Origin of the sequence: Pseudomonas sp. R32 (assembly GCF_009866705.1) — a bacterium.
GTDB lineage: Bacteria > Pseudomonadota > Gammaproteobacteria > Pseudomonadales > Pseudomonadaceae > Aquipseudomonas > Aquipseudomonas donghuensis.
In genome coordinates, this window is sequence record NZ_CP019396.1 from 3,816,988 (window position 1) to 3,839,457 (window position 22,470).

Annotated in this window: 18 protein-coding genes; 10 read left to right on the forward strand and 8 right to left on the reverse strand. The window is 62.4% G+C overall.

The window, feature by feature from the left end:
* The first annotated feature begins 86 nt into the window (after positions 1-86).
* Both PspR32_RS17700 and PspR32_RS17705 read left to right on the forward strand, forming a co-directional pair.
* Positions 87-863, forward strand: a complete 777-nt coding sequence (locus PspR32_RS17700) for a CPBP family intramembrane glutamic endopeptidase (RefSeq protein WP_159388966.1) — start codon at positions 87-89, stop codon at positions 861-863.
* Between the two features lie 190 nt (positions 864-1,053).
* Positions 1,054-2,619: a methyl-accepting chemotaxis protein gene (locus PspR32_RS17705; RefSeq protein ID WP_010223346.1), complete on the forward strand. Its 1,566-nt coding sequence runs from the start codon at positions 1,054-1,056 to the stop codon at positions 2,617-2,619.
* A 42-nt stretch (positions 2,620-2,661) separates the two neighbouring features.
* On the opposite strand, the gene PspR32_RS17710 is transcribed toward PspR32_RS17705, so the two are convergent.
* From PspR32_RS17710 to PspR32_RS17725, 4 genes are all read right to left on the reverse strand, one after another.
* On the reverse strand, positions 2,662-3,549 hold the full coding sequence (locus tag PspR32_RS17710) for a pseudouridine synthase (protein WP_036996424.1): 888 nt from the start codon (positions 3,547-3,549) through the stop codon (positions 2,662-2,664).
* A 50-nt stretch (positions 3,550-3,599) separates the two neighbouring features.
* Complete coding sequence (locus PspR32_RS17715) at positions 3,600-3,911, reverse strand: hypothetical protein (RefSeq protein WP_010223344.1); 312 nt, start codon at positions 3,909-3,911, stop codon at positions 3,600-3,602.
* A gap of 92 nt (positions 3,912-4,003) precedes the next feature.
* The gene (locus tag PspR32_RS17720; protein WP_010223343.1) at positions 4,004-4,435 is read right to left on the reverse strand and encodes a D-Ala-D-Ala carboxypeptidase family metallohydrolase; all 432 of its coding nucleotides are present in this window, start codon (positions 4,433-4,435) and stop codon (positions 4,004-4,006) included.
* Between the two features lie 94 nt (positions 4,436-4,529).
* Complete coding sequence (locus PspR32_RS17725; protein WP_010223342.1) at positions 4,530-4,766, reverse strand: glutaredoxin family protein; 237 nt, start codon at positions 4,764-4,766, stop codon at positions 4,530-4,532.
* 178 nt (positions 4,767-4,944) lie between these two features.
* Here PspR32_RS17725 and PspR32_RS17730 point away from each other — a divergent pair, with 178 nt between their 5' ends.
* Positions 4,945-6,903, forward strand: coding sequence for a monovalent cation:proton antiporter family protein (locus PspR32_RS17730; protein ID WP_036996425.1), 1,959 nt, complete (start codon positions 4,945-4,947; stop codon positions 6,901-6,903).
* 5 nt (positions 6,904-6,908) lie between these two features.
* On the opposite strand, the gene PspR32_RS17735 is transcribed toward PspR32_RS17730, so the two are convergent.
* Positions 6,909-8,117 carry an ammonium transporter gene (locus PspR32_RS17735; RefSeq protein ID WP_036996426.1) on the reverse strand — a complete coding sequence of 403 codons (1,209 nt, stop codon included), beginning with the start codon at positions 8,115-8,117 and terminating at the stop codon, positions 6,909-6,911.
* 300 nt (positions 8,118-8,417) lie between these two features.
* Between PspR32_RS17735 and PspR32_RS17740 the strand changes: the two genes are divergently transcribed.
* From PspR32_RS17740 to PspR32_RS17765, 6 genes are all read left to right on the forward strand, one after another.
* Entirely contained in the window at positions 8,418-8,732 is a 315-nt protein-coding gene (locus tag PspR32_RS17740) for a DUF883 family protein (protein WP_036996427.1), read from the forward strand.
* A 9-nt stretch (positions 8,733-8,741) separates the two neighbouring features.
* Positions 8,742-9,119 carry a phage holin family protein gene (locus PspR32_RS17745; RefSeq protein ID WP_010223337.1) on the forward strand — a complete coding sequence of 126 codons (378 nt, stop codon included), beginning with the start codon at positions 8,742-8,744 and terminating at the stop codon, positions 9,117-9,119.
* A complete protein-coding gene (locus PspR32_RS17750) occupies positions 9,116-9,448 on the forward strand; it encodes a hypothetical protein (RefSeq protein ID WP_010223336.1) in 333 nt (110 codons plus the stop codon). Before PspR32_RS17745 ends, PspR32_RS17750 begins: the two co-directional genes overlap by 4 nt.
* A gap of 189 nt (positions 9,449-9,637) precedes the next feature.
* Entirely contained in the window at positions 9,638-10,969 is a 1,332-nt protein-coding gene (locus PspR32_RS17755) for a deoxyguanosinetriphosphate triphosphohydrolase (RefSeq protein WP_010223335.1), read from the forward strand.
* Between the two features lie 286 nt (positions 10,970-11,255).
* Positions 11,256-11,888: a response regulator transcription factor gene (locus tag PspR32_RS17760; RefSeq protein WP_010223334.1), complete on the forward strand. Its 633-nt coding sequence runs from the start codon at positions 11,256-11,258 to the stop codon at positions 11,886-11,888.
* A gap of 8 nt (positions 11,889-11,896) precedes the next feature.
* Positions 11,897-15,547 carry a transporter substrate-binding domain-containing protein gene (locus PspR32_RS17765; protein WP_159388967.1) on the forward strand — a complete coding sequence of 1,217 codons (3,651 nt, stop codon included), beginning with the start codon at positions 11,897-11,899 and terminating at the stop codon, positions 15,545-15,547.
* 57 nt (positions 15,548-15,604) lie between these two features.
* Here PspR32_RS17765 and PspR32_RS17770 read toward each other — a convergent pair whose 3' ends face one another.
* Positions 15,605-15,949, reverse strand: a complete 345-nt coding sequence (locus PspR32_RS17770) for a YggL family protein (RefSeq protein WP_010223332.1) — start codon at positions 15,947-15,949, stop codon at positions 15,605-15,607.
* Between the two features lie 214 nt (positions 15,950-16,163).
* Here PspR32_RS17770 and dacB point away from each other — a divergent pair, with 214 nt between their 5' ends.
* Positions 16,164-17,627 (forward strand): D-alanyl-D-alanine carboxypeptidase/D-alanyl-D-alanine endopeptidase, encoded by a 1,464-nt coding sequence (gene dacB, locus PspR32_RS17775; RefSeq protein WP_026001339.1) that lies wholly within the window; start codon positions 16,164-16,166, stop codon positions 17,625-17,627.
* A 7-nt stretch (positions 17,628-17,634) separates the two neighbouring features.
* Here dacB and PspR32_RS17780 read toward each other — a convergent pair whose 3' ends face one another.
* Both PspR32_RS17780 and rlmKL read right to left on the reverse strand, forming a co-directional pair.
* Complete coding sequence (locus tag PspR32_RS17780) at positions 17,635-20,028, reverse strand: sensor domain-containing diguanylate cyclase (RefSeq protein WP_010223330.1); 2,394 nt, start codon at positions 20,026-20,028, stop codon at positions 17,635-17,637.
* Between the two features lie 102 nt (positions 20,029-20,130).
* Positions 20,131-22,329 carry a bifunctional 23S rRNA (guanine(2069)-N(7))-methyltransferase RlmK/23S rRNA (guanine(2445)-N(2))-methyltransferase RlmL gene (gene rlmKL / locus PspR32_RS17785; RefSeq protein WP_100782019.1) on the reverse strand — a complete coding sequence of 733 codons (2,199 nt, stop codon included), beginning with the start codon at positions 22,327-22,329 and terminating at the stop codon, positions 20,131-20,133.
* Positions 22,330-22,470 lie beyond the last annotated feature (141 nt).

A 22,470-nucleotide genomic window follows, 5' to 3' on the forward strand; every position in this document is an offset into this window, starting at 1 on the left:
AATGGCCAAAGGATGGCCGAAAGGCGTGTCCTCGACCGCAGTAACGCAGTCGAAGGATTCACGTTTTGCTTTTCAAAGGATGTCTCATGCTTGCTCCGCAATGGATCGGCCTGGCGCTGCTCGGCCTCGGTTATATCTTCGCCCTGTTCAAGGGCAACCTCGGCCTGCTGGCCCTGCCCACCCTGATTGCCCTGCTGTGCGCCGGCCTGCTGGTGCGTCGTGCCAGCCTCTGGCAGAAACTGGTCGGCCATGCCCTGTTCGTGATGCTGGCCATCGCCCTGGCCCTGCATATGCTGCCGGGCTTCAGCGGCGCCAAGGTCATCGACAAGGTGCGCTTTAGCAGCGACGCCCTGCCCTTTTCCATGTACCTGAACCTCGACAAGCCGCTGATTGGCTTCTGGCTGCTCCTGGCCTGCCCTTGGGTGCTGGCACTGAAGAACAAGCGCCCATTGGCCAGCCTCGCCCTGACCTTACCCGTGGTTGTCGCGGTGTGCCTGGGCGGTGCCTGGCTGTTGGGGATGGTCGCCTGGGCGCCAAAGTGGCCAGAGCAAGGCTGGGTCTGGGCAATGAACAACCTGCTGCTGGTGTGCCTGACTGAAGAGCTGCTGTTCCGGGGCTATATCCAGGGCGGTCTGCAACGGCTGCTAAAGAACCAGAACCTGGCCCTGCTATTGGCCGCCACACTGTTCGGCCTGGCCCACCTGGGTGGCGGCTGGCAATGGGTGTTGCTGGCTGGCCTGGCGGGTATCGGCTACGGCCTGGCTTACCGTTATGGCGGCCTTTTCGCTGCGGTTCTGTGCCATTTCGGCCTGAACCTGGCGCATTTTGCCGGTTTCAGCTACCCGATGCTGATGCCGTCGTGAACAGGCGGTCATTAGCTGACTTTTGTGTCAAAACCATGAAAGAATGCAGCTAATTTGTTGAACTTTGCACGAATGTCTTAGCGCAGGTCAGATCAGGACTCCTTGATCAAAATCAAACCCTGCAAATATTCATTCAACAAAACCCCCGGCGTGCCGATACCTTTCGAAAGCCTTGCGGATTGAACAGCTAATGCGTAACAACCAGCCGATTACCCAGCGCGAACGGACTTTCCCAGCTCAGCAACGGTTGATTTCGACCACTGATGCCAAGGGCGTGATCACCTACTGCAACGACGCTTTCGTCGAGATCAGCGGTTTCTCCCGCGAGGAGCTGATGCGCGCGCCGCACAACCTGGTGCGCCACCCGGATGTGCCACCCGCAGTGTTTGCGCATATGTGGACCACGCTCAAGCAAGGCCTGCCCTGGATGGGCATCGTCAAGAACCGCTGCAAGTCGGGTGACCATTACTGGGTCAACGCCTATGTCACGCCGGTGTTCGAGAACAATCAGGTGGTAGGTTTCGAGTCGGTGCGGGTCAAGCCCACCGCCGAGCAGGTACGCCGCGCCGAGGCCTTGTACCAGCGCATCAACCAGGGCAAACCGGCGATTCCGCGTCGCGACAAGTGGCTGCCGGTGGTACAGGACTGGCTGCCGTTCATTCTGGTCAGCCAGGTCGGCTTTTTGATCGGCAACTGGCTGGGCCACTCCTGGGGCTTCGCCCTGGCCGCCGGCCTCTCGGTACCGCTCGGCCTGCTCGGCCTGAGCTGGCAGCAACGCGGCCTCAAGCGCCTGCTGCGCCTGGCCGAACAGACCACCTCCGACCCGCTGATCGCGCAGATGTACACCGACAGCCGCGGCGTGCAGGCGCGTCTGGAAATGGCCATGCTCAGCCAGGACGCACGGATGAAAACCTGCCTGACCCGCCTGCAGGACACCGCCGAACACCTTAACGAGCAAGCGCGCCAGTCCGACACCCTGGCCCACAACAGCTCCTCGGGCCTGGAACGCCAGCGGGTCGAGACCGAGCAGGTCGCCGCCGCCGTCAACCAGATGGCCGCCACCACCCAGGAAGTGGCCAACCATGTCCAGCGCACGGCCGATGCCACCCAGGAAGCCAATCGCCTGACCGGCCGTGGCCGCGACATCGCCGGGGAAACCCGCGAAGCCATCCAGCGCCTGTCGGCTGCCGTTGGCGAAACCGGCCTGACCGTCACGCAGCTGGCCCGCGACAGCGACGAGATCGGTGGCGTGGTCGATGTGATCAAGGGCATTGCCGACCAGACCAACCTGCTGGCCCTGAACGCCGCCATCGAAGCGGCCCGTGCCGGCGAGATGGGGCGCGGTTTTGCCGTGGTCGCTGACGAGGTGCGTCAACTGGCACAACGCACCGCTGAGTCCACCGGGCAGATCCACGGCCTGATCGCCAAGCTGCAACAGACCGCCAACAGCGCCGTGCAGACCATGGAAAGCGGTCATCGCCAGGCTGAAGAAGGCGTTGCACGGGTGATGGAAGCCGACCAGGCATTGGTGGGTATCAGTGAAGCGGTGGCCAACATTACCGACATGGCCACGCAGATTGCTGCCGCCACCGAAGAGCAGACTGCGGTTGCCGACGAAATCAGCCGCAACATCAGCACCATCGCCCAACTGGCCGACCAGACCTCGGAACAGGCCCAGCATTCGGCACTGCTCAGCGAAGAGCTGACCCGTACCGCGACCACCCAGTACTCGCTGGTGGAGCGTTTCAACCGCTAAGCCCTTCCGCGCATCGCCTTTGGCGGTGCGCGGCTTCGCGCCTTACCAGTCGAGCGTCAGCCGGCTTTCGAAGTAACGCTCTGCACCGTTCAGCGGGTCCTTGAAGCGCAGGCTGTGGGCCAACAGCTTCAATGGTTTGCTGTAGTCGTCCGGCCCCTGAACGATGTCCGGATAGAACGGATCATTGCAGATACTCGCGCCCAGCGCGGTCATGTGCACGCGCAACTGGTGGGTCTTGCCGGTCACCGGCGACAGCCCGTAGCGCCACAGTTCGCCGTTTTTCTCCAGCACGTCGGCCAGGGTTTCGCTGTTGCTCAGCCCGTCCACCTCCTGCATGCGAAAGAACGGCTCGCCATTGACCAGGCGGCTCTTGTGCACCAACGGGAAAGCACGCTCGGGCAAGGCGCGGGCGATGGCCTGGTAGCGCTTGTCGATCTGCCGGTTGGGGAACAGCGACTGATAGGCCGAACGGCTCTGCGGGTTGGCCGAAAACAGCACCAGCCCGGCGGTATGCCGGTCGATGCGGTGCAAGGGCACCAGATTGGGGTTGTCGAGACGACGGATCAGCCGGCGCAACAAGGTCTGCTCGACATACTCGCCAGTCGGGGTGACCGGCAAAAAATGCGGTTTGTCCGCCACCACCAGGTGCTCATCGATGTGCAGGATGGCCTCTTCGACCGGAATCGGCTTCTCGTTCGGCACTTCGCGAAAATAATGGATGCGCAGGCCCGGACGGTAGACAAGCGAGGCGCTGATCGGCGCCCCCTGAGCATCCAGCACCCGGCCGCGGGCGATGCGATCGAGCCACTGCTCGCGGCCAATGGCCTTGAAGTGCTCGCTCAAGCAATCGAGTACCGTCGCCCAGTTGCCAGGCGGCAGGCACACGGTGCTGGCTTGATGCTGAGCCGGATCGAAGGGGGGCGTGGCCATGGGAACACTCGAGACAGGTGGACCGGCCATTATCCCCCATGCCCGCCCGCTCAGCCAGCTTCGGCGGCTGCAGCCTCGGTGTACTCCTTGAGCCAGCGCAGCACCTCGACCGCCTCCCAACGGCTGGGATCGTAGAGGGCGTACAGCAGGCCCTGATAACCGACCACATCCAGTGGCCGATGATAGCCAGCACGCTGGAACAAGGCTTCGATCTCGGCGAAGCACGTATTGAAGTGCACTTTGTTGAACGGCGTTTTGCCTTCCAGCACCAGGCCGTCAAGGCGCAACTCGAGCACCGCTTCACTCACGACCTCGACAGCCATGCGATTGACGGAATATTTCAGTTGTTCGACATTGACCATTGATCCGGACCCTCGACGCAAGCGCCACCCCTACACTGTATTTATATACAGCATATTCAGAGATGTCGCCGGCGTCAATCAGACAGCCGCTGTCAGACCAGGCCTGGCAGATAACCACTGTCGTAGCGAATGGTCAGCACCTGACGGCGCGGCACATTGGCGCTTAGGCCAAAGTGCACCCACTGGCCGAACTCCAGGATCAACTGATCGAACACCAGGTCACTGTCCATTACCCGCATGGCCAGCTCGCGGGGCGACAACCCGGCAGCGTTGATATCCGCCGCCAGGCCTTGAGTATGAACACTGCCGGCTGAGCCACCGATCGCCTGGTTCAGCGCTTGCGAGCGAAAGCCGCTGCTGACCAGGATCGGCCGCCCGATCAGGCTGCGAATCTCTTCGAGCCCGGCGCTGAGCCGTTGCAGGTTGCTGATGATCTGCTCATTGGGGGTATTGTCGATACCGCGACGTGCGGCGGTTTCCGAGACGGTCATCTCGGCGAGCGTGAAATGCGGGGAAAGCAGCATGGGACCATTCCTTGGCGTTTTGAATTCGCCAAGGATTGTCCCCGCACCGCTCAATCAACGCACGACAGGAAGCGGCTCCCCGCCCACGACTGCTTTACTTCAGAAAGGTCACGACTTGTTCGGCGTCAAACGGCCAGTTCAGCTCCGCCCCGGAATCACATCGGCGCAGCACAGGGATACGCAGGCCATAGGCTTCGAACATGCCCTCATGGTCGGCAATATCAACCAACTCGACCAGCAGCCCATGCTCGACAAACGGCATCAGCAGCGCCTCGGCCACTTCACACAGGTGACACCCCAGGGTGCCGAACAATTGGCATTCAGGAGGCATTTATGGGTACCAGCATCTGTAGGAACGGATCATTATTCTAGGTCTGCATTCGGGGCCAGTCGAGCGCCGCCCTTGAAGTCGGCGAACGGCATTGAAGTGCTGATGCACATCAATGGCCAAATGGCGCAAGTCGTTCAGACTTAATGGTTTTTTCGCTGTTTTCGCAAGGGAGTGTTTTGTGTTTGCCAACCTGTTGATCATCCTGGCCTCATCGCTGGTCGTCATCGCTATCTTCCGGCGCCTGAAGTTGCCGCCGGTACTCGGCTATTTGTGCGTCGGCCTGTTCGTTGGCCCTACCGCCCTGGACTGGGTCAATGAAAGTGAGGAGCTGCCGGACCTGGCTGAAATGGGTGTGGTGTTTCTGCTGTTTTCCTTAGGGCTTGAGTTTTCCCTGTCGAAGATGCTTGCCTTGCGCCAGGTGGTGTTTGGCCTGGGTAGCCTGCAGGTGATCTGCACCAGCATCCTGCTTGCCGGGCTGCTGGCCCTGCTGGGCATGCCGAGCAACGCGGCATTGCTGTTAGGCGCAGGTCTTGCGCTCTCGTCCACGGCAATCGTCAGCAAGGAGCTGACCAGCCTCGGCGAGATTTTCAGCAGCCACGGCCAGAACGCCATCGGCGTGCTGCTGTTCCAGGATGTGGTGGCGGTGTTGCTGCTGACCCTGGTCCCGGTGTTTGCCGGCCAGAGCGGCCAGGCTTGGTATTGGGCCTTGCCCTTGACCCTGGGCAAGACCGTCATCCTCTTCGTCGGCCTGCTGCTGGCCAGCCGCTGGCTGCTGCCGCGCCTGTTCCATGAAGTGGCCAGCTCGCATTCGGCGGAATTGTTCGTGCTTCTGGCCTTGGTGATCGTGCTGCTGACGGCATGGCTGACTCATTTGCTGGGGCTGTCCCCGGCCCTGGGGGCCTTCCTCGCCGGCATGCTGCTGGGCGAAAGCAATTACCGTCATCAGATCGAAGCGGACATCCGCCCGTTCCGCGACATCCTGCTGGGGCTGTTTTTCGTCAGTATCGGCATGCTTATCGACCTGCAACTGTTTGCCAGCCATGGCCTGCAGATCCTCGGCCTGACCCTGGCACTGCTGCTGGTCAAGGGCTGCATCGTCGCCGCCCTGGTGCGGGTGCGCGGCAGCGACGCTGAAACCGCCTGGCGCAGCGGCCTGGCCCTGGCCCAGGGGGGCGAGTTCTGTTTCGCCCTGATGGCGCAGATGCAACAGACCCAGCTGCTGCCCGAGGAGCTGGGGCACCTGCTGCTGGCCGCGACCTTCTGCTCGATGCTGGTCACCCCCCTGCTGCTCCGGGCCGCCCCCGGCATTGCCGCGCGCCTGCATCGCAAGCCCAACCAGGAAGTTCAACTGGAAGAAATCGAAGCCCAGAGCGCCTCGATGAACGGCCATGTGCTGATTTGCGGCTACGGCCGGGTTGGCCAGTCGATCGGGCGCTTCCTGCGCCGCGAGGACATCCCCTTCATCGCGCTGGATGACGACCCGGTGCGGGTTCAGGAAGCCGCCGCCGGGGAAAGTTGCGTGCACTACGGCGACTCGCGCCGTGGCGAACTGCTCACGGCCATCGGCCTTGAGCGGGCGCGGCTACTGGTGATAGCCGTGGACAAGACCGACATCGCCCTGAGCGTGCTCAAGGCCGCCCGCGCACGTCACGCCCAGGTGCAGATCCTGGTACGCACCCGCGACGACAGCCAGCGCGACGAGTTGCGCGCGGCCGGCGCCACGGCGGTGGTCCCGGAACTGCTGGAATCGAGCCTGATGCTGGCCTCCCATGCCCTGGTGATGCTCGGCCTGCCGCAAGATCAGGTACAGCACCGGGTGGATGAGGTGCGCAAGACCCGCTACCGCCTGCTGCATGCCTTCTACCATGGCGCCCAGACCAGCCCGGTCGACAGTGAAGGCCTGCCCAAGGCCATGATGCACGCGGTCAACCTCGGCGCCGAAGCCTTCGCTTGTGGCCGTACCTTGAGCGAGCTGGGCCTTGAACAACTGGGCGTCGAGCTGCAGGCGGTCCAGCGCCAGGGCGAGGAGCTGCAAGTGGATACCGGCACCTGCCTGCACGCCGGTGATGCGGTACTGGTCAGCGGCCCGTTGAGCGCCGTGGAAGCCTGCCAAGCACGCTTGCTCGCCGGGCGCTGAACGATTCAGTCCTGACTGGTGGCGCCGATCTTGTGAATCGACAGGTCGGCGCCGTAATACTCTTGCTCCTGACTCAGGCGCAGACCGAGCAACAGTTTGATCCCCCCGTACACGGCAAAGCCGCCGATCAGGGCCACCAGAACCCCGGCCAAACTGCCGAGCAACTGGCTGACCAGGCTGACCCCGCCCAGCCCGCCCAAGGCACTCTGACCGAAGATCCCGCAGGCAATTGCGCCCCATACCCCGCACAAGCCATGCAACGGCCACACGCCCAGCACGTCATCGATCTTCCAGGTGTTCTGCGCGGCGATAAAGCAGCCGACAAACAAGGCGCCGGCAATCGCCCCGGTAGCCAGCGCGCCCACCGGGTGCATCAGGTCGGAACCTGCGCACACCGCCACCAACCCGGCCAACGGGCCGTTGTGCAGGAAGCCCGGGTCATTGCGCCCTACCACCAAGGCCGCCACCGTTCCGCCAACCATGGCCATCAACGAGTTGACCGCCACCAGGCCGCTGACCCCTTGCAGGGTTTGTGCGCTCATGACGTTAAAACCGAACCAGCCGACGATCAGGATCCACGAACCCAGCGCCAGGAAAGGAATGTTCGACGGCGCAAACGCCACCAGCTTGCCGTCGCGATAACGGCCGTTGCGCGGCCCCAGCAGCAATACCGCTGCCAGTGCCAGCCAGCCCCCCATGGCATGCACCACGACAGAGCCGGCAAAATCATGGAAGCCTGCACCAAAACGTGCCGCCAGCCAGGCCTGCAGGCCAAAGTTGCCATTCCAGACGATGCCTTCGAAGAATGGGTAGACAAAGGCCACGATCAACACCGTGGCGCACAGTTGCGGGGCAAAGCGTGCCCGTTCGGCGATACCGCCGGAAATGATCGCCGGAATCGCCGCGGCAAAGGTCAGCAGGAAAAAGAACTTCACCAGGCTGTACCCATGCGCCTGGCTCAACACCTGCGCCGGCTGCAGAAAGCTGACGCCGTAGGAAATCCAGTAGCCGATGAAAAAGTACGCCAGGGTCGAGACGGCAAAATCGCTGAGAATCTTCGACAGGGCGTTGACCTGGTTCTTGTGCCGCACAGTGCCCACCTCAAGGAAGGCGAAACCTGCGTGCATGGCCAGGACCATCACCGCACCGAGCAAAATGAACAGCGTGTTGGAGCCGTGGACCAGGGTGTCCACTGCGCTTTGCAAATTTTCCATGGAGTAGGCAGGCCTGCAAAAAAGCACCAAGACAGCTCAGATACACCCCTTCGTGCACCAACCTGGATCGTTGTCACGGCCACCTCCCTGGCCAATCCGGGTGATACGGGAGTTTTTCCTTGGGTTTGTCGTGGATTGGGTTAAGGTTTACAGGTCCGGTGTTTGTCCACGCCCACAAGCGGCGCAGGCACCGGCCCCGGCGCACCACGGCAAAGCAAAAGCTGTACCAGTGAATTGCACTTGAACCTTCGCCCGCGCCCACGACTCGAAATAGCCATACACACTGTTAGGGAGAGCCCCATGGCCAGCAAATCGGCAAAGACTGCTCAAGAAATACTGATGGCTGACTTCCAGGCCCTGGTACGCGATACCGAGAAGCTGCTGGAACACACCGCAACCCTGGCTGGCGATCAGGCCGATGAACTGCGCGAACAGATCCACGACAGCCTGCTGCGCGCCCGGGAAACCCTGCAACTGACCCAGGACTCGGTACGCGAACAAGGCCAGGCGGCCCTGAGCGCCACTGAAGATTACGTGCAGAGCAATCCCTGGCAGTCGATCGGCATCGCCGCCGGTGTCGGCTTCCTGATTGGCTTGCTGGCCACCCGCCGCTGAGGACCGAGCATGGAAAGCGAACCACTGGCCGGCGCCGGCCCCTCCAGCAAGCGCCTCGGTGCGGCGGTACTGGGCCTGTTGCACGGCCATGTCGAACTGTTTGGCATCGAATTGCAGGAGCAGAAGGCCCGGACCCTGAGCCTGCTGCTGTTGGCCGGGCTGGCCCTGGTATTTGCCCTGCTGTTGCTGACCGCCCTCTCCGGCCTGGTGCTGGTGATGCTCTGGGACAGTTATCGTCTGGCGGGCATCGTTGGCCTGTGCGTGTTCTATGGGCTGGCGGCGCTGTTTTGCGGCCTGCGCCTGAAGGCTGCGATGTTCGATGAATCGTCGCCGTTCAGCTCGACCCTCGAAGAACTTGCCAAGGACCGGGAGCGCCTGTTGCCATGAGCCTGCCTGAACTACCGCAATCCGCCAACCGCCGAGAGCTGCGCAAGGCCCTGGTGCGTCTGCGCCTGGAGATGCACCGCCAGGAGATTCGCCATGAGTCCGGGCAACTGCTCAACCCCCTGACCCGCCTGCGCGCCATGGGCGACTCGCTGCAAGGCGGCCTGGGCATCAAGCACGCGCCGTTGTGGGGCATTGGTGCCGTGGTGCTGCTGGGTTTCCTGACCGGCAAAGGCGCCCGCAGCGGTAGCGTCAGCCGCTTGGTGAAATTGGCCACCAGCTTGATCCCGTTGTTGAAGCTGGCCATGCAAGGCGCTGGTAGCAAGCGGTAAGTGCCGCCAGCACGACAGGCAGCGCCTGGGTTACGACCGCTGCGCGCGTGATCGCGGGTCAAGCCCGCTCCCACAGATCGGCGCGCTCACTCTTGATCTACCTGCCCCGACCTAAGCTCACAAAGCCACTTGCAGCGCCGCCCCCTAACCGCGAAGCTACCCCCCAGCCCCCGCACCGGAGAAATGGCCTTGGATTGGCACACCCTGCTCACCCGCGAACGCCTCGGCAAACCCCTGCACAGCCCCGAAGAACTCGGCCGCAGCCCGTTCCACAAAGACCACGACCGGATCATCTTCTCCGGCGCCTTTCGCCGCCTGGGGCGCAAGACCCAGGTACACCCGGTGTCAAGCAACGACCACATCCACACCCGCCTGACCCATTCCCTGGAAGTCAGCTGCGTCGGCCGCTCGCTGGGCATGCGCGTTGGCGAAACCCTGCGCGCCAGCCTGCCGCAATGGTGCGAACCCAGCGACCTGGGCATGGTCGTGCAGTCAGCCTGTCTGGCCCATGACATCGGCAACCCACCCTTCGGCCATTCCGGCGAAGACGCTATCCGTCACTGGTTCCAGCAGGCCGCCGGGCGCGGCTGGCTGGATGCGATGAGCGAGCCCGAGCGCGCCGACTTTCTTAACTTCGAAGGCAATGCCCAGGGTTTCCGGGTGCTCACCCAACTTGAGTACCACCAGTTCGATGGCGGCACCCGACTGACCTATGCCACCTTGGGCACCTACCTGAAGTACCCCTGGACTGCGCGCCATGCCGACGCACTGGGTTACAAGAAACACAAGTTCGGCTGCTACCAGAGCGAACTGCCATTGCTCGAACAGATTGCCCGCAAGCTCGGCCTGCCACAGCTCGAAGAACAACGCTGGGCACGCCATCCACTGGTGTACCTGATGGAGGCGGCCGATGACATCTGCTATGCCCTGATCGACCTGGAAGACGGCCTGGAAATGGACTTGCTTGACTATGCCGAAGTGGAGTCGCTCCTGCTGAGCCTGGTGGGTGACGACCTGCCGGAAACCTACCGTCAGCTGGGCCCGGACGACTCTCGACGGCGCAAACTGGCGATCCTGCGCGGGAAAGCCATCGAACACCTGACCAACGCCGCCGCGCGTGCCTTCGTCGAGCAACAGCACGCCCTGCTGGCAGGCACACTCCACGGTGATCTGGTCGAGCATATGCATGGCCCGGCCAAACGCTGTGTATTGCAGGCCAAGGACATCGCGCGCAAGAAGATCTTCCAGGACAAACGCAAGACCCTGCATGAAATTGGTGCCTACACCACCCTGGAAATTCTCCTCAACTCGTTCTGTGGCGCCGCCCTGGAGCAGCACGGCGGCCGCACGCCCTCGTTCAAGAGCCGGCGTATCCTCGACCTGCTGGGTAACAACGCGCCAAGCCCCAACGCCTCACTGCACACTTCCTTCCTGCGCATGATCGACTTCATTGCCGGGATGACGGACAGCTATGCCAGTGAAATGGCCCGTGAAATGACTGGCCGTTCCAGCCCGACCTGAACGGCTGCGACGCACTGTCCGGGTACCGGACGGTGCGTGCGTATCCGTAGCAAGTAGGAAATAACTTACACGCAGATAACGATCATCAACAGACCGGCACTTTCGTAACTTCACCTTACTTTCAACCCGCCCAACACCCGCCCTACAAAGAACCCTCTGTAATCTCCGCTTGCAAAGTTAGTAGGACTTTTCCTATATATCGATTAACACGCCTTGAGTTCATGTGCGACCAGTTCTATCTGCGTTAAGGTGCTATTCCTCTCTGGCACCTTTATGGAAGTTCAACATGTACTCTGTATTCATCGTCGACGATCACCCGGTCATCCGCCTGGCGGTGCGCATGCTTCTGGAGAACGAAGGCTATCGAGTGGTCGGGGAATCGGACAATGGCGTGGACGCCATGCAAATGGTTCGTGAATGCCTGCCTGACCTGATCATCCTCGACATCAGCATCCCGCGGCTGGACGGCCTGGAGGTGCTCTCGCGCTTCCATGCCATGGGCGTCCCCGCAAAAATGAAAATCCTGGTACTGACCGCGCAATCGCCGGCGCTCTTCGGCAGCCGCTGCATGCATTCGGGCGCCGCTGGCTATGTGTGCAAAGCAGAAGACCTCTGCGAACTGCTCAGCGCAATAAAAGCTGTACTTTCCGGCTACAACTATTTCCCAAGTCAGGCCATCAACCCTGTACGTCGCCAGGATGATTCGGTATCGGAACTGGACCTGTTCAAACAGGTCAACGATCGCGAACTGATGGTTCTGCAACTATTTGCCCAAGGTAGAAGTAACAAGGAAATCGCCCAGGGCATGTTCCTCAGCAACAAGACCGTCAGTACTTACAAGAAAAGACTGATGCAAAAGCTCAAAGCCAACTCACTGGTCGAATTGATTGAGATGGCGAAACGCAATGCACTGGTTTGAGGCCACTCATGCATAGGCAACGCCTGATCCTGTTACTGTGCGCTGCCCTGGCCTGCCTGAGCCTTGCCGCCCAGGCAGATGAAGTCGCCGCCAGCCTGTTCACGCTGTTCAGCCGTGCCGGTGCGCTGCCCACAAAACTGCCACTGACGTCGACCCAGCGGATGTGGGTCCAAGGCAAGGGCCAACTGGTTCTGGGGACTTCAGCGCCGGATTACCCGCCCTTTGACATGACCGCCAGCGGCCGTGATTACGAAGGCCTGACCGCCGACTTCGCCGGGTTGATCGGTTCGGCACTGAACCTGCCGATCCAGGTTCAACGTTTCGCTACTCGCCAGGAGGCGGTTAAGGCCCTGGTACAAGGACAGATCGACCTGCTGGGCAGTACCAACGGCTTCGAGGCAGCGACTCCCGGCATTGCCCTGTCCAAGCCTTATGCCGTCGATCAGCCGGTGCTGGTGACCCGCGAGAACGAGTCACGCCCGCTCGATATGGGCCTGGCGGGCCTGCGCCTGAGCATGGTCTATCACTACCTGCCGTTGGATGAAGTGCTGGCCAGTTATCCTGATGCCACCATCCAGTCATACCCGTCCTATCAGAATGCACTCAATGCGGTCGCCTTCGACCAGGCCGATGTGTTTCTGGGCGATACCATCTCGACCCACTACCTTATCAACCAGGGCCATCTGCAAAACGTCAAGATGGCCAACTTCGGCAAGCACGAGCCCGTAGGCTTCAGCTTCGCCGTGCGACACGACAACCAGACCCTGCTGGAACTGGTCAACACCACCCTCGACCTGGTGTCCAGCAGCACCCGAGAAAGCATCTTCAAACGCTGGAGTGCCGGCAGCGACGTCTTGCTGACCGACCGCAAACTGCAGTTGTCACAACGTGAGGAGCGCTGGCTGAGCGGGCATCCGGTGGTGCGGGTGGTGGTTAACGAAACCGCTGCGCCGTTGACCTTCTTCGATAGCGCCGGCAACTTTCGCGGGATTGCCGCCGATTTGCTGGAACTTATCCGCCTGCGTACCGGGTTGCGCTTCGAAGTGCAACGGGCCAGCGGTATCAGCGATATGATCGACCGCCTCAACCATGACCAGGCGGACGTCATCGCAGCGATTTCACCCAGCCCTCGTCGCGCCGGGACCCTGGCGATCAGTCGCCCTTACCTGGAAAACTCCTACGTACTAATGACCCGCAAGGGTGCTGACAGCCCCGATTCGCTCGAGCAGATGGCCGGCCGGCGTCTGGCCCTGACCCGCGACAGCCCCTTGTACGATGATTTGCGCCAACGCTTTCCCGATATTCAACTGGTGGAGACCGAGAGCACGTTCTACTCCACTTCATTGCTGGCCAGTGGCCAAGTCGATGCGGCCATCACGGCGCTGATCAATGCCAACTTCAGCCTCGTGTCCCAGCGCGACTTGATGATCCGCTCCTCGGTCGGCGCGGAACCGGCCACCTTCGCCATGGCCACTGCGCGCAGCGCCCAGGAACTGGCGTCGATCCTCGACAAGGCGCTGTTGAGCATCGACCCGGAGGAACTGGGCATCATCAATAGCCGCTGGCGCGGCTACAGCACCGAAACCGACGCCTATTGGCAAAAATACCAGCGCCTGATTCTCCAGGTGGTCCTGGGTACCAGCCTGTTGCTCCTGCTGTCACTGGCCTGGAACGCCTGGATGCGCCGCCAGATCAAGCAACGTGAGGCCGCCGAACGGGCCCTGAACGACCAGCTCGAGTTCATGCGCGCCCTGCTCAACGGCACTCCCCATCCCATGTACGTTCGCGATCGCGACGGACTGCTGCAAAGTTGCAACGACAGTTACCTGGAAGCTGTCGAGGCGCAACTGAGCGACGTGCTGGGCAAAAGGATCCAGGACAGCACCCTGGGCGACAGTTGCTATGCCAGTCAGATCCAGGCCGATTACCAGAAGGTCATGCACGAAGGGATCCCGTTGATCGTTGACCGGCCGCTGTTGCTCAAGGAGCGCGAACTGACCATCTACCACTGGATCCTGCCTTATCGGGATTCCCTGGGCGAAGTCCAGGGGATCATTGGCGGCTGGATCGATATCAGCGAGCGACGCCAGCTGATTCAGGACCTGCGCCTGGCCAAGCAGCGGGCCGATGACGCCAATCGCGCCAAAAGCGTCTTCCTGGCGACCATCAGCCATGAAATACGCACGCCGATGAATGCCATCATCGGCATGCTCGAACTTACGCTCAAACGCGCGGATCAAGGGCATATCGATCGCCCGGCCATCGAGGTAGCCTACAATTCGGCCAAAGAACTGCTGGCCTTGATTGGCGACATCCTCGACATGGCGCGCATCGAATCCGGGCACCTGACCCTCGCACCGGAGCCTGTCAACCTGGCGGAGCTGGTCGAATCGGTCGGTCGCGTGTTCGATGGCGTGGCCCGGCAAAAGGACCTGCTCCTGCGCCTGGAGATTGCCCCGCAGGCCCACTGCGAGGTCCTGCTCGACCCCCTGCGTTTCAAGCAAATCCTGTCGAACCTGGTCAGCAACGCGATCAAGTTCACCGAAAAAGGGCAAGTCACCGTACACCTGGCCCTGGAGCCCGGCCCCGCTGCCAACCGGCCGACCTTGCGGGTAACGGTACAGGACAGTGGCATCGGTATTAGCCCACAGGACCAGCAGCGCTTGTTCCTGCCGTTCGCCCAGGCCAACCCGGACAGCAACCTGGCCCGCAGCGGCACCGGCCTCGGCCTGGCGATCAGCCGCGACCTGTGCCAGTCGATGGGAGGCAACCTGACCCTGCACAGCGTGCTCGGCCAGGGCACCCATGTGCACATCGGCATGCCCATGACCCTGTTGGCGGAAACCCCCAAGCCTGCTCCGGCACCGCCAGAGCCCTGTGCCGTGCTGCCCCCGCTGCGCGTACTGGTCATCGATGACCATCCCGCCAACCTGCTGCTGATTGCCCAGCAGTTGACCTTTCTGGGGCTTGAACATGCAAGCGCCGACAATGGACTGAGTGGCCTGAGCACCTGGCGCCAGGGGCAGTTCGATGTGGTGATCGTCGATTGCAACATGCCACAGTTGAATGGCTACCAGTTCACCCAGGCAGCGCGAGACCACGAACGGCAGTATCAATGGGTCCCCTGCACCATCCTCGGCTACACCGCCAACGCCCAGCCGGAGGTACGCGAGCGCTGCCGCCAGGTTGGCATGGACGACTGCCTGCTCAAGCCCATCAGCCTCAATGCACTGAGCCGGCGCCTGGCCGAAGCGCCCTTGCTGGCCGCACAGCCGCCAGCGCCTGCACCGCTGCCATTCGACCTGCAGGGGCTGGAGCCGGTGGTGGGCAAGAGCATGAGTGATTTACGCCAACTGCTCGAAGAACTGCTGCGCAGTTTCAAACATGACCGCGCCTCGCTCAAGGCCATCGATCCGCTCGGCGATGCAGTGCAACTGATGAATCAGGCACACAAGATTCTCGGACCCGCCCGCATCATTCAGGCCGACAGTCTGATTCAGGCCTGCGAGCAGCTGGAGGCCGATTGCCAGAGCAACCAGGCAGCATCGGTATTGGAGGATCGCCAGCAGCAGCTACTGAGCGTCTTGAGCGCGCTTGAAGACGCGTTGCAGGGGTACTTGCACGCACAGCCAGCCCAACGATCGCGGGGCAACACCTGAACAGGCGGCGGGGCAGAAACGAAAACGGCGGCCACTGGGGCCGCCGTTTCAGCAGGATCAGGAAGCCGGGTTAACCGGGTTTTCCGGATACCAGGCGTCCAGCAACGGGCTGACTTCGATTTTGGTCAGTTCGCTGCGGCCTTTGAGCCAGCTTTCAACAGTTGCACGCTGCTCTTCAGTGACCGAGCCACGCTCGGCCTTGCAGACCAGACCGAAGTCGTCGCCGCCAACGTAGTCCAGACCATTGGCATCCATGGCGTCATCCAGGAAAGCATCGAGGAAGGCGTCAATGGCTTCGTCGGACAGATCTTCCTTGAATTCCAGGTTCAGCTCAAAACCCAGCTCCTGGAATTCATCCACGCAGAGTTTTTTGCGCAGACGGCGGGAACGGTTAGTGGCCATGAAACAATCCTCTTGAGTATTAACGCGCGGCACTTTACCAGTTTCGCCGCGCCCTTGCCGGACTAAAAGCCGATAAGCTGCTGCTCGATCCGGTATTCACAGGCCCATGGGCCTTCGGCTTGGGGCATAATGCGCGCTATATTTTTCCGTATCGGGGCCTTCACCTTTTTTCGCTCCGTTTTTTTCACCCCTCGCTCGCAGGGTTTTATCGCACATGATCAGATCTCTTCGCCCTCTTCTGCTTGCCGGCCTGCTGATGCCCCTGGCGCTTTCCAGCCACGCGGCCGCGGTCAACACCACGCTCTCACCGAAAGTGCAGCAAGCGCTGAAAACCAACAAACTGCAGGATTCGGCCCTGTCGCTGGTGATGCTGCCGCTCAACGGCCCGGGCACTCCGACCGTGTTCAATGCCGATGTCTCGGTCAACCCGGCCTCGACCATGAAGCTGGTGACCACCTATGCCGCCCTGGAAATGCTCGGCCCCACCCACCAGTGGAAGACCGAGTTCTACAGTGATGGCCCGCTGCGCAATGGCGTGCTGCAGGGCAACCTGTACCTCAAGGGCGGTGGCGACCCGAAACTGAACATGGAAAAGCTCTGGCTGCTGATGCGCGACCTGCGCGCCAATGGCGTGCAGACCATCAGCGGTGACCTGGTGCTTGACCGCAGCCACTTCATCCAGCCGCAACTGCCGCAGTTCAACGATGACGGCGGCGATGAGAACAAGCCCTTCCTGGTCAAGCCCGACTCGCTGCTGATCAACCTCAAGGCCTTGCGCTTCGTCGCCCGTAACGACGGTGGCAAGGTCCTGGTGTCGGTCGAGCCGCCGATTGCCAACATTCGCATCGACAACCAGGTCAAGGCGGTCAACGCCAAGCAGTGCAGCGGCGACGTGCGCTACAACCCGGTGGTTCAGGCCGACGGCGTCAGCGTCGTGGTCAGTGGCCAGTTGGGCGATGGCTGCAACTCGCAAACCTACCTGTCGCTGCTTGATCACCCGACCTACGCCGCCGGTGCGGTACGGGCGATCTGGAACGAACTGGGTGGTAGCATCCAGGGCCGCGACCGGGTCGACAACGTGCCGAAAAGCGCCCGTTTGCTGGCGCGCGCCTTCTCTCCGGACCTGGTCGAGATCATCCGCGACATCAACAAGTACAGTAACAACACCATGGCCCAGCAGTTGTTCCTGAGCCTGGGTGCGCAGTTCCGTACCGACGCCGATGGTGACGACGCCCGTGCCGCCCAGCGCGTGGTGCGTCAGTGGTTGGCGAAAAAAGGCATCACCGCGCCGCACCTGATCATGGAAAACGGCTCGGGCCTGTCGCGCGCCGAACGGGTCAGCACCCGGGAAATGGCGGCCCTGCTGCAAGCTGCCTGGAACAGCCCGTACGCCGCCGAGTTCATCAGCTCGATGCCGCTGGTGGGGATGGACGGCACCATGCGCAAGCGCCTCAAGCGCACCGCCATGACCGGTGAAGCGCACATCAAGACCGGCACCCTGAATACCGTACGGGCCATCGCCGGCTTCAGCCGCGACAGCAACGGCAACACCTGGGCGGTGGCGGCGATCCTCAACGATCCGAAACCCTGGGGTGCTTCGGCAGTGCTCGATCAGGTCCTGCTGGACCTGTACCGCCAGCCAAAGCTGGTCAACAGCACCGCCGCCATTCAGCCCTGAGCCTGGCTCAGGGCTGTTCGCCCTCGACCCGGTCGCGGCCAGCCTGCTTGGCCGCATACACCCCCGAGTCGGCGCGCAGCAGCAAGGCATCGGCGCCCTCCCCGGGGCGCCAGCCGGCTACGCCGAAACTCGCCGTGACCATGCCGACACCGTCCACCGGCATACTGCGCAAGCCCTGCCAGAGTTCCAAGGCCAGGGTGTAGGCCCGTTCGGCATTGCTGCCCGGGCACAGGACCATGAACTCCTCGCCACCCAGGCGGCAGAACACGTCGGTGCGGCGCAAGCGATGGTTGATGCGCTGGCACAGGCTGCGTAGTACATGGTCACCCACGGCATGACCATACAGGTCGTTGATCCGCTTGAAGTGGTCGATATCCAGCATGATCACTGCCAGATCCTGACTATCGCGCTGGGCCCGCTCAAGTTCGGTTTTGAGCCGCTCCTGGAAGTAACGCCGGTTGTGGATGCCGGTCAGCGAGTCCGTCACTGACAACGCCCGCAGCTCCTCCTCGACGCGTTTGAGATCGGAAATATCCGTCAGGTAGCCATGCCACAAGGTAGCGCCCTGCTCGGCCGGCTCCGGCGTGGCCTCGCCACGTATCCAGCGCATCCCGGCCGCCGGCAGGACCACCCGATACTCCTCGCGCCAGGGCGTCAGGTGATCGGCGGAGTAGCGGATTGACGCGCGCACCCGCGCCAGATCGTCCGGGTGAATGCGCTCGAACACCGCCGTCGCATCCTCGCGCAGACGCTGCGGGTCGATCTCGTAGATATCGCGCAAACCTTCGCTTGCATAGCTGAAACAGGAGTGGCCATCGCGGTCGAGGTGGAACTGATAGATGCCACCGGGCACCTCGGCGCTGAGTTTCTCCAGCAGGCGGTCACGGGCTGCCAGGGCCTCGTGCACACGCTTGCGCTCCGTGACATCGATGCAAATGGCCAGGTGCCCGACCCACAGCCCGTGCTCGTCGAGCACCGCGGTGACCAGCATATTGGCCAGCAGGTGGCTGCCATCCTTGCGCAACAGCGTCCACTCGCCCGGTTCGCTTTCACCCTCCTGGACCGTCTCGGCAAACATCGCCTGGGCCGCGCTGACCTCGCGGCCATAACGTTGGCTCAAGGCTCGTGCGCGGGCCTGCAGTTCCTGCGGCAATACCAGATCTTCAAGGGTCAGTTGGCCGATGACTTCAGCGCTGTGATAGCCGAGCATGCGTTCGGCACCGGCGTTGAAGGTACTGATCACCCCGCGCAAGCTGGTGGCAATGATTGCCACCTGGGTCGCGGCATCAAGCACGCTGCGCAGCTGATTATGGGTGTCGCGCAACGACTGCTCGCTGACGCGCAACTCGCCAGTGCGCTGCTCGACCAGGGTCAGGGCCCGCTGGCGCTGGCCGAACAGGCTGAACAGCAACGCGCTGAGCAACAGGCTGAGCAGGCCGCCAAGCAGTACCACGGCGTTCACCGCCGAGGAGCGATTGGCCTCCATGAACGCCAGACTCGGCTGAATATCCAGCTGGTAGTCATGATCGGCCAGGCGCAACAGATGGCTGGCGGTCAGCTCAGTGCTGGCGCCCTCGTTGCCCGACTGAAACAACACCTCACGCCGGCCTTGCCCGGACAGGTCGAGAATGCGCACTACCAGATTGTCCTGGCTCGGGCTGGGCAGCCCTTCGGCCATCAGTTGCTGCAGGCTGATCACCGCCAGCACGTAGCCGTCAGGGGCGCTGGCAGTATTGCCGGGCGCGAACACCGGGGCCACCATCAGCACGCCCCGGGTAAAAGCCGGATCGACATTGCTCAGGTTCAGCGGCGCCGAAACGGCCATGCTGCCAGGCTGCCGGGCGCGATCCAGAGCAGCCTGGCGCAGCGGTTGGGATAGCATATCCAGGCCCAGGGGCTGCGCCTGGTGACTCAGCGCCTGGGTGTAGTACAGCGGATAATAAAACGGCCGCGGCGCCGCGACCTGCAGGCTGCCCGCGTCAGTGAGTTCATGGATGGCAAAGGGTTTGCCGAGTGTCTGTGCGGCGCCGCGCTCGAACGCCTCGCGCGCCTCGCCGGCTACCCGTGGCGCCCAGGCATAGGCCTGGGTCCGGTAGAGCAAAGGTTGGGCATAGCCGTTGAACGCATCCAGGGTAACGTTTGAGGAGAACACAAAGAAACGGCGCAGGCCGTCAAGACGCTGCACCTGGTCCTCGAAGCGTTCTTCGATACGGCTGTAGCGTTCGCTGGCCAGCAGTTCGAAGCGCTGCCGCAGCTGCTGGTGGTACAGGTCATGAGTCGCCAGCGCCAGCAGCGCTGTCAACAGGCTGCCGGCCACAAACGCCACACCGGCCACCAGCCAGGCGGAAACTTCTTCGCTGACAAAGCCGAGCATCTTCGGACGAGCGACGTGCATCGACATAGAAAGCACTCAAAACGCCAGCGTCCTGCGGATCGCGGGCTCTGATTGAGTTATAGCCATTAGCCATTAACGAAGCAATCATCGCCCGCGACAATCAGCCGATCAGCGCGCCTGGATCTTCCATGCCCGGTGAATCTTGCTATTGCGGGCAAAGTCCGGGTCCAGGGTCTGGGCACTGATCTCTTCCACCGCGTAGCGCTCAGCCAGGTTTTCATCGAGCTGGAACTTGCGGAAGTTGTTCGAGAAGTACAGCACGCCCCCCGGCGCCAGGCGTGCCACGGCCAGGTCGAGCAACTCGACATGATCGCGCTGCACGTCGAATACGCCTTCCATGCGCTTGGAGTTGGAGAAGGTCGGCGGGTCGATGAAGATCAGCTCGTACTCGTCGCGGCAGGCTTGCAGCCAGGCCATGACGTCGCCCTGCTCCAGGCGGTTCTTGTCCGAAAAGCCATTGAGCGACAGGTTGCGCCGCGCCCAGTCCAGGTAGGTCTTGGACAAATCGACGCTGGTGGTGCTGCGCGCACCGCCCTTGGCCGCATGCACACTGGCCGTGGCGGTGTAGCAGAACAGGTTGAGGAAGCGCTTGCCCGCAGCCTCGCGCTGAATGCGCAGGCGCATCGGACGGTGGTCGAGAAACAGCCCGGTGTCCAGGTAATCGGTGAGGTTGACCAGCAGCTTGACGCCGCCCTCCCGCACTTCCAGGAACTGACCCTGGGTGCTCTGGCGCTCGTACTGACGGGTGCCGGTCTGGCGCTCACGGCGCTTGACCACCACCCGGCTCTGGTCGATACCCAACGCCTGGGGAATCGCTGCCAGGGCGTCGAACAGGCGCGCCTGGGCTTTTTCCGGATCGATCGAGCGCGGTGCGGCATACTCCTGCACATGCACCCAATCCTGGTACAGGTCGATGGCCAGGGCGTACTCGGGCATGTCGGCATCGTACAGGCGATAGCAACTGACGTTCTCGCGCTTGGCCCACTTGCCCAGTTGCTTGAGGTTCTTCTGCAGGCGGTTGGCGAACATCTGCCCGCCTTCGCTCAGGCGGGCCGGCTCGCTGGCCACGGCAGCGGGCGAACGCTGCTCGGCAACTTCGCCGTTGCGCTCCGGCTGACGGCGCTCGCCGGTGACGAACTGATCGGGCTGGACCTTGATCAACAGCAGCTTGCACGGCAAGGCGCCGTTCCAGAAGGCGTATTGCTTGTGGCTACGGATGCCCATGCGTTTGCCCAGGTCCGGGGCACCGGTGAACACCGCCGCTTCCCAGTTCAGGCAGGCCTGGCGCAGACGCTCGCCGAGGTTCTGATAGAGGTACAAAAGGCTGGCCTCGTCGCCCAGACGCTCGCCATACGGCGGGTTGCAGATCACCAGGCCTTTCTGGTTCTGGTCCGGGCGCGGCTCGAAGGTGCCGACTTCGCCCTGGTAGATCTTCACCCAATCGCTCAGGCCTGCGCGTTCGACGTTGTTGCGGCCTGGCTGGATCAGCCGTGGATCGGCTTCGTAACCACGGATCCACAGCGGTGGACGAGCCAGGCCGGCTTCGGCACGGGCCAGCGCCTCGTCATGGAGTTTGCGCCACAGTGCTGGCACGTGGCCGAGCCAGGCGCTGAAACCCCAACGCTCGCGACGCAGGTTCGGTGCGATATCGGCGGCGATCATTGCCGCTTCGACCAGGAAGGTGCCCACGCCGCACATCGGGTCAGCCAGGGCGCCGCCTTCGGCGGCGATGCGCGGCCAGCCGGCACGGATCAACACCGCGGCAGCGAGGTTTTCCTTCAACGGTGCAGCGCCTTGCTGCAGGCGGTAGCCGCGCTGGTGCAGGCTGTGGCCAGACAGGTCCAGGGACAGGATCGCCTCGCCGCGCTCCAGGCGCAGGTGCACGCGCAGGTCAGGGTTGAGCTTGTCCACCGACGGGCGCTCACCACTGCTGGTGCGCAGTTTGTCGACGATCGCATCCTTGACCTTCAAGGCGCCGAAGTGGGTGTTGTCGATGCCCGAACCATGACCGCTGAACTCCACCGCCAGCGAGCCGCTGGCTTGCAGGTGATCCTGCCACTCGACTTCATTGACGCCGTCGTAGAGGTCGTCGGCGTTTTTCATGTTGAAGCGCTTGAGCACCAGCAGCACGCGGTTGCCCAGACGCGACCACAGGCACAGCCGGTAGGCGGTTTCCATGTCGGCGGTGCCGCGAATCGCCGAGGTGTGCTCACGCACTTCTTCAAGGCCAAGGCCACGCGCTTCTTCAGCAAGCAGGCCTTCAAGGCCTTTGGGGCAGGTGAGGTAAAGTTCGAAACGGTCCGACATGGGGTATCCAGAGCCTTGAGCAATAAAGTGGAAGAGCAAGCGCATCGCCCTTCCGATGTTTAATCGAACGCCTTTCCACAGCGTTCGAGTGGCGCTTTTTTACGCCGGGCCACCCGCCAACCTGACTTTTGCCATGGCAGA

Excerpts from the sequence above, each read along its gene's own strand:
- PspR32_RS17700 (WP_159388966.1), top strand. The coding sequence starts at position 87 with ATGCTTGCTCCGCAATGGATCGGCCTGGCGCTGCTCGGCCTCGGTTAT.
- rlmKL (WP_100782019.1), bottom strand. The coding sequence starts at position 22,329 with ATGTCGGACCGTTTCGAACTTTACCTCACCTGCCCCAAAGGCCTTGAA.
- PspR32_RS17710 (WP_036996424.1), bottom strand. The coding sequence starts at position 3,549 with ATGGCCACGCCCCCCTTCGATCCGGCTCAGCATCAAGCCAGCACCGTG.
- PspR32_RS17720 (WP_010223343.1), bottom strand. The coding sequence starts at position 4,435 with ATGCTGCTTTCCCCGCATTTCACGCTCGCCGAGATGACCGTCTCGGAA.
- PspR32_RS17770 (WP_010223332.1), bottom strand. The coding sequence starts at position 15,949 with ATGGCCACTAACCGTTCCCGCCGTCTGCGCAAAAAACTCTGCGTGGAT.
- PspR32_RS17745 (WP_010223337.1), top strand. The coding sequence starts at position 8,742 with ATGGAAAGCGAACCACTGGCCGGCGCCGGCCCCTCCAGCAAGCGCCTC.
- PspR32_RS17735 (WP_036996426.1), bottom strand. The coding sequence starts at position 8,117 with ATGGAAAATTTGCAAAGCGCAGTGGACACCCTGGTCCACGGCTCCAAC.
- PspR32_RS17750 (WP_010223336.1), top strand. The coding sequence starts at position 9,116 with ATGAGCCTGCCTGAACTACCGCAATCCGCCAACCGCCGAGAGCTGCGC.
- dacB (WP_026001339.1), top strand. The coding sequence starts at position 16,164 with ATGATCAGATCTCTTCGCCCTCTTCTGCTTGCCGGCCTGCTGATGCCC.
- PspR32_RS17725 (WP_010223342.1), bottom strand. The coding sequence starts at position 4,766 with ATGCCTCCTGAATGCCAATTGTTCGGCACCCTGGGGTGTCACCTGTGT.
- PspR32_RS17705 (WP_010223346.1), top strand. The coding sequence starts at position 1,054 with ATGCGTAACAACCAGCCGATTACCCAGCGCGAACGGACTTTCCCAGCT.
- PspR32_RS17780 (WP_010223330.1), bottom strand. The coding sequence starts at position 20,028 with ATGTCGATGCACGTCGCTCGTCCGAAGATGCTCGGCTTTGTCAGCGAA.
- PspR32_RS17740 (WP_036996427.1), top strand. The coding sequence starts at position 8,418 with ATGGCCAGCAAATCGGCAAAGACTGCTCAAGAAATACTGATGGCTGAC.
- PspR32_RS17715 (WP_010223344.1), bottom strand. The coding sequence starts at position 3,911 with ATGGTCAATGTCGAACAACTGAAATATTCCGTCAATCGCATGGCTGTC.
- PspR32_RS17765 (WP_159388967.1), top strand. The coding sequence starts at position 11,897 with ATGCATAGGCAACGCCTGATCCTGTTACTGTGCGCTGCCCTGGCCTGC.
- PspR32_RS17760 (WP_010223334.1), top strand. The coding sequence starts at position 11,256 with ATGTACTCTGTATTCATCGTCGACGATCACCCGGTCATCCGCCTGGCG.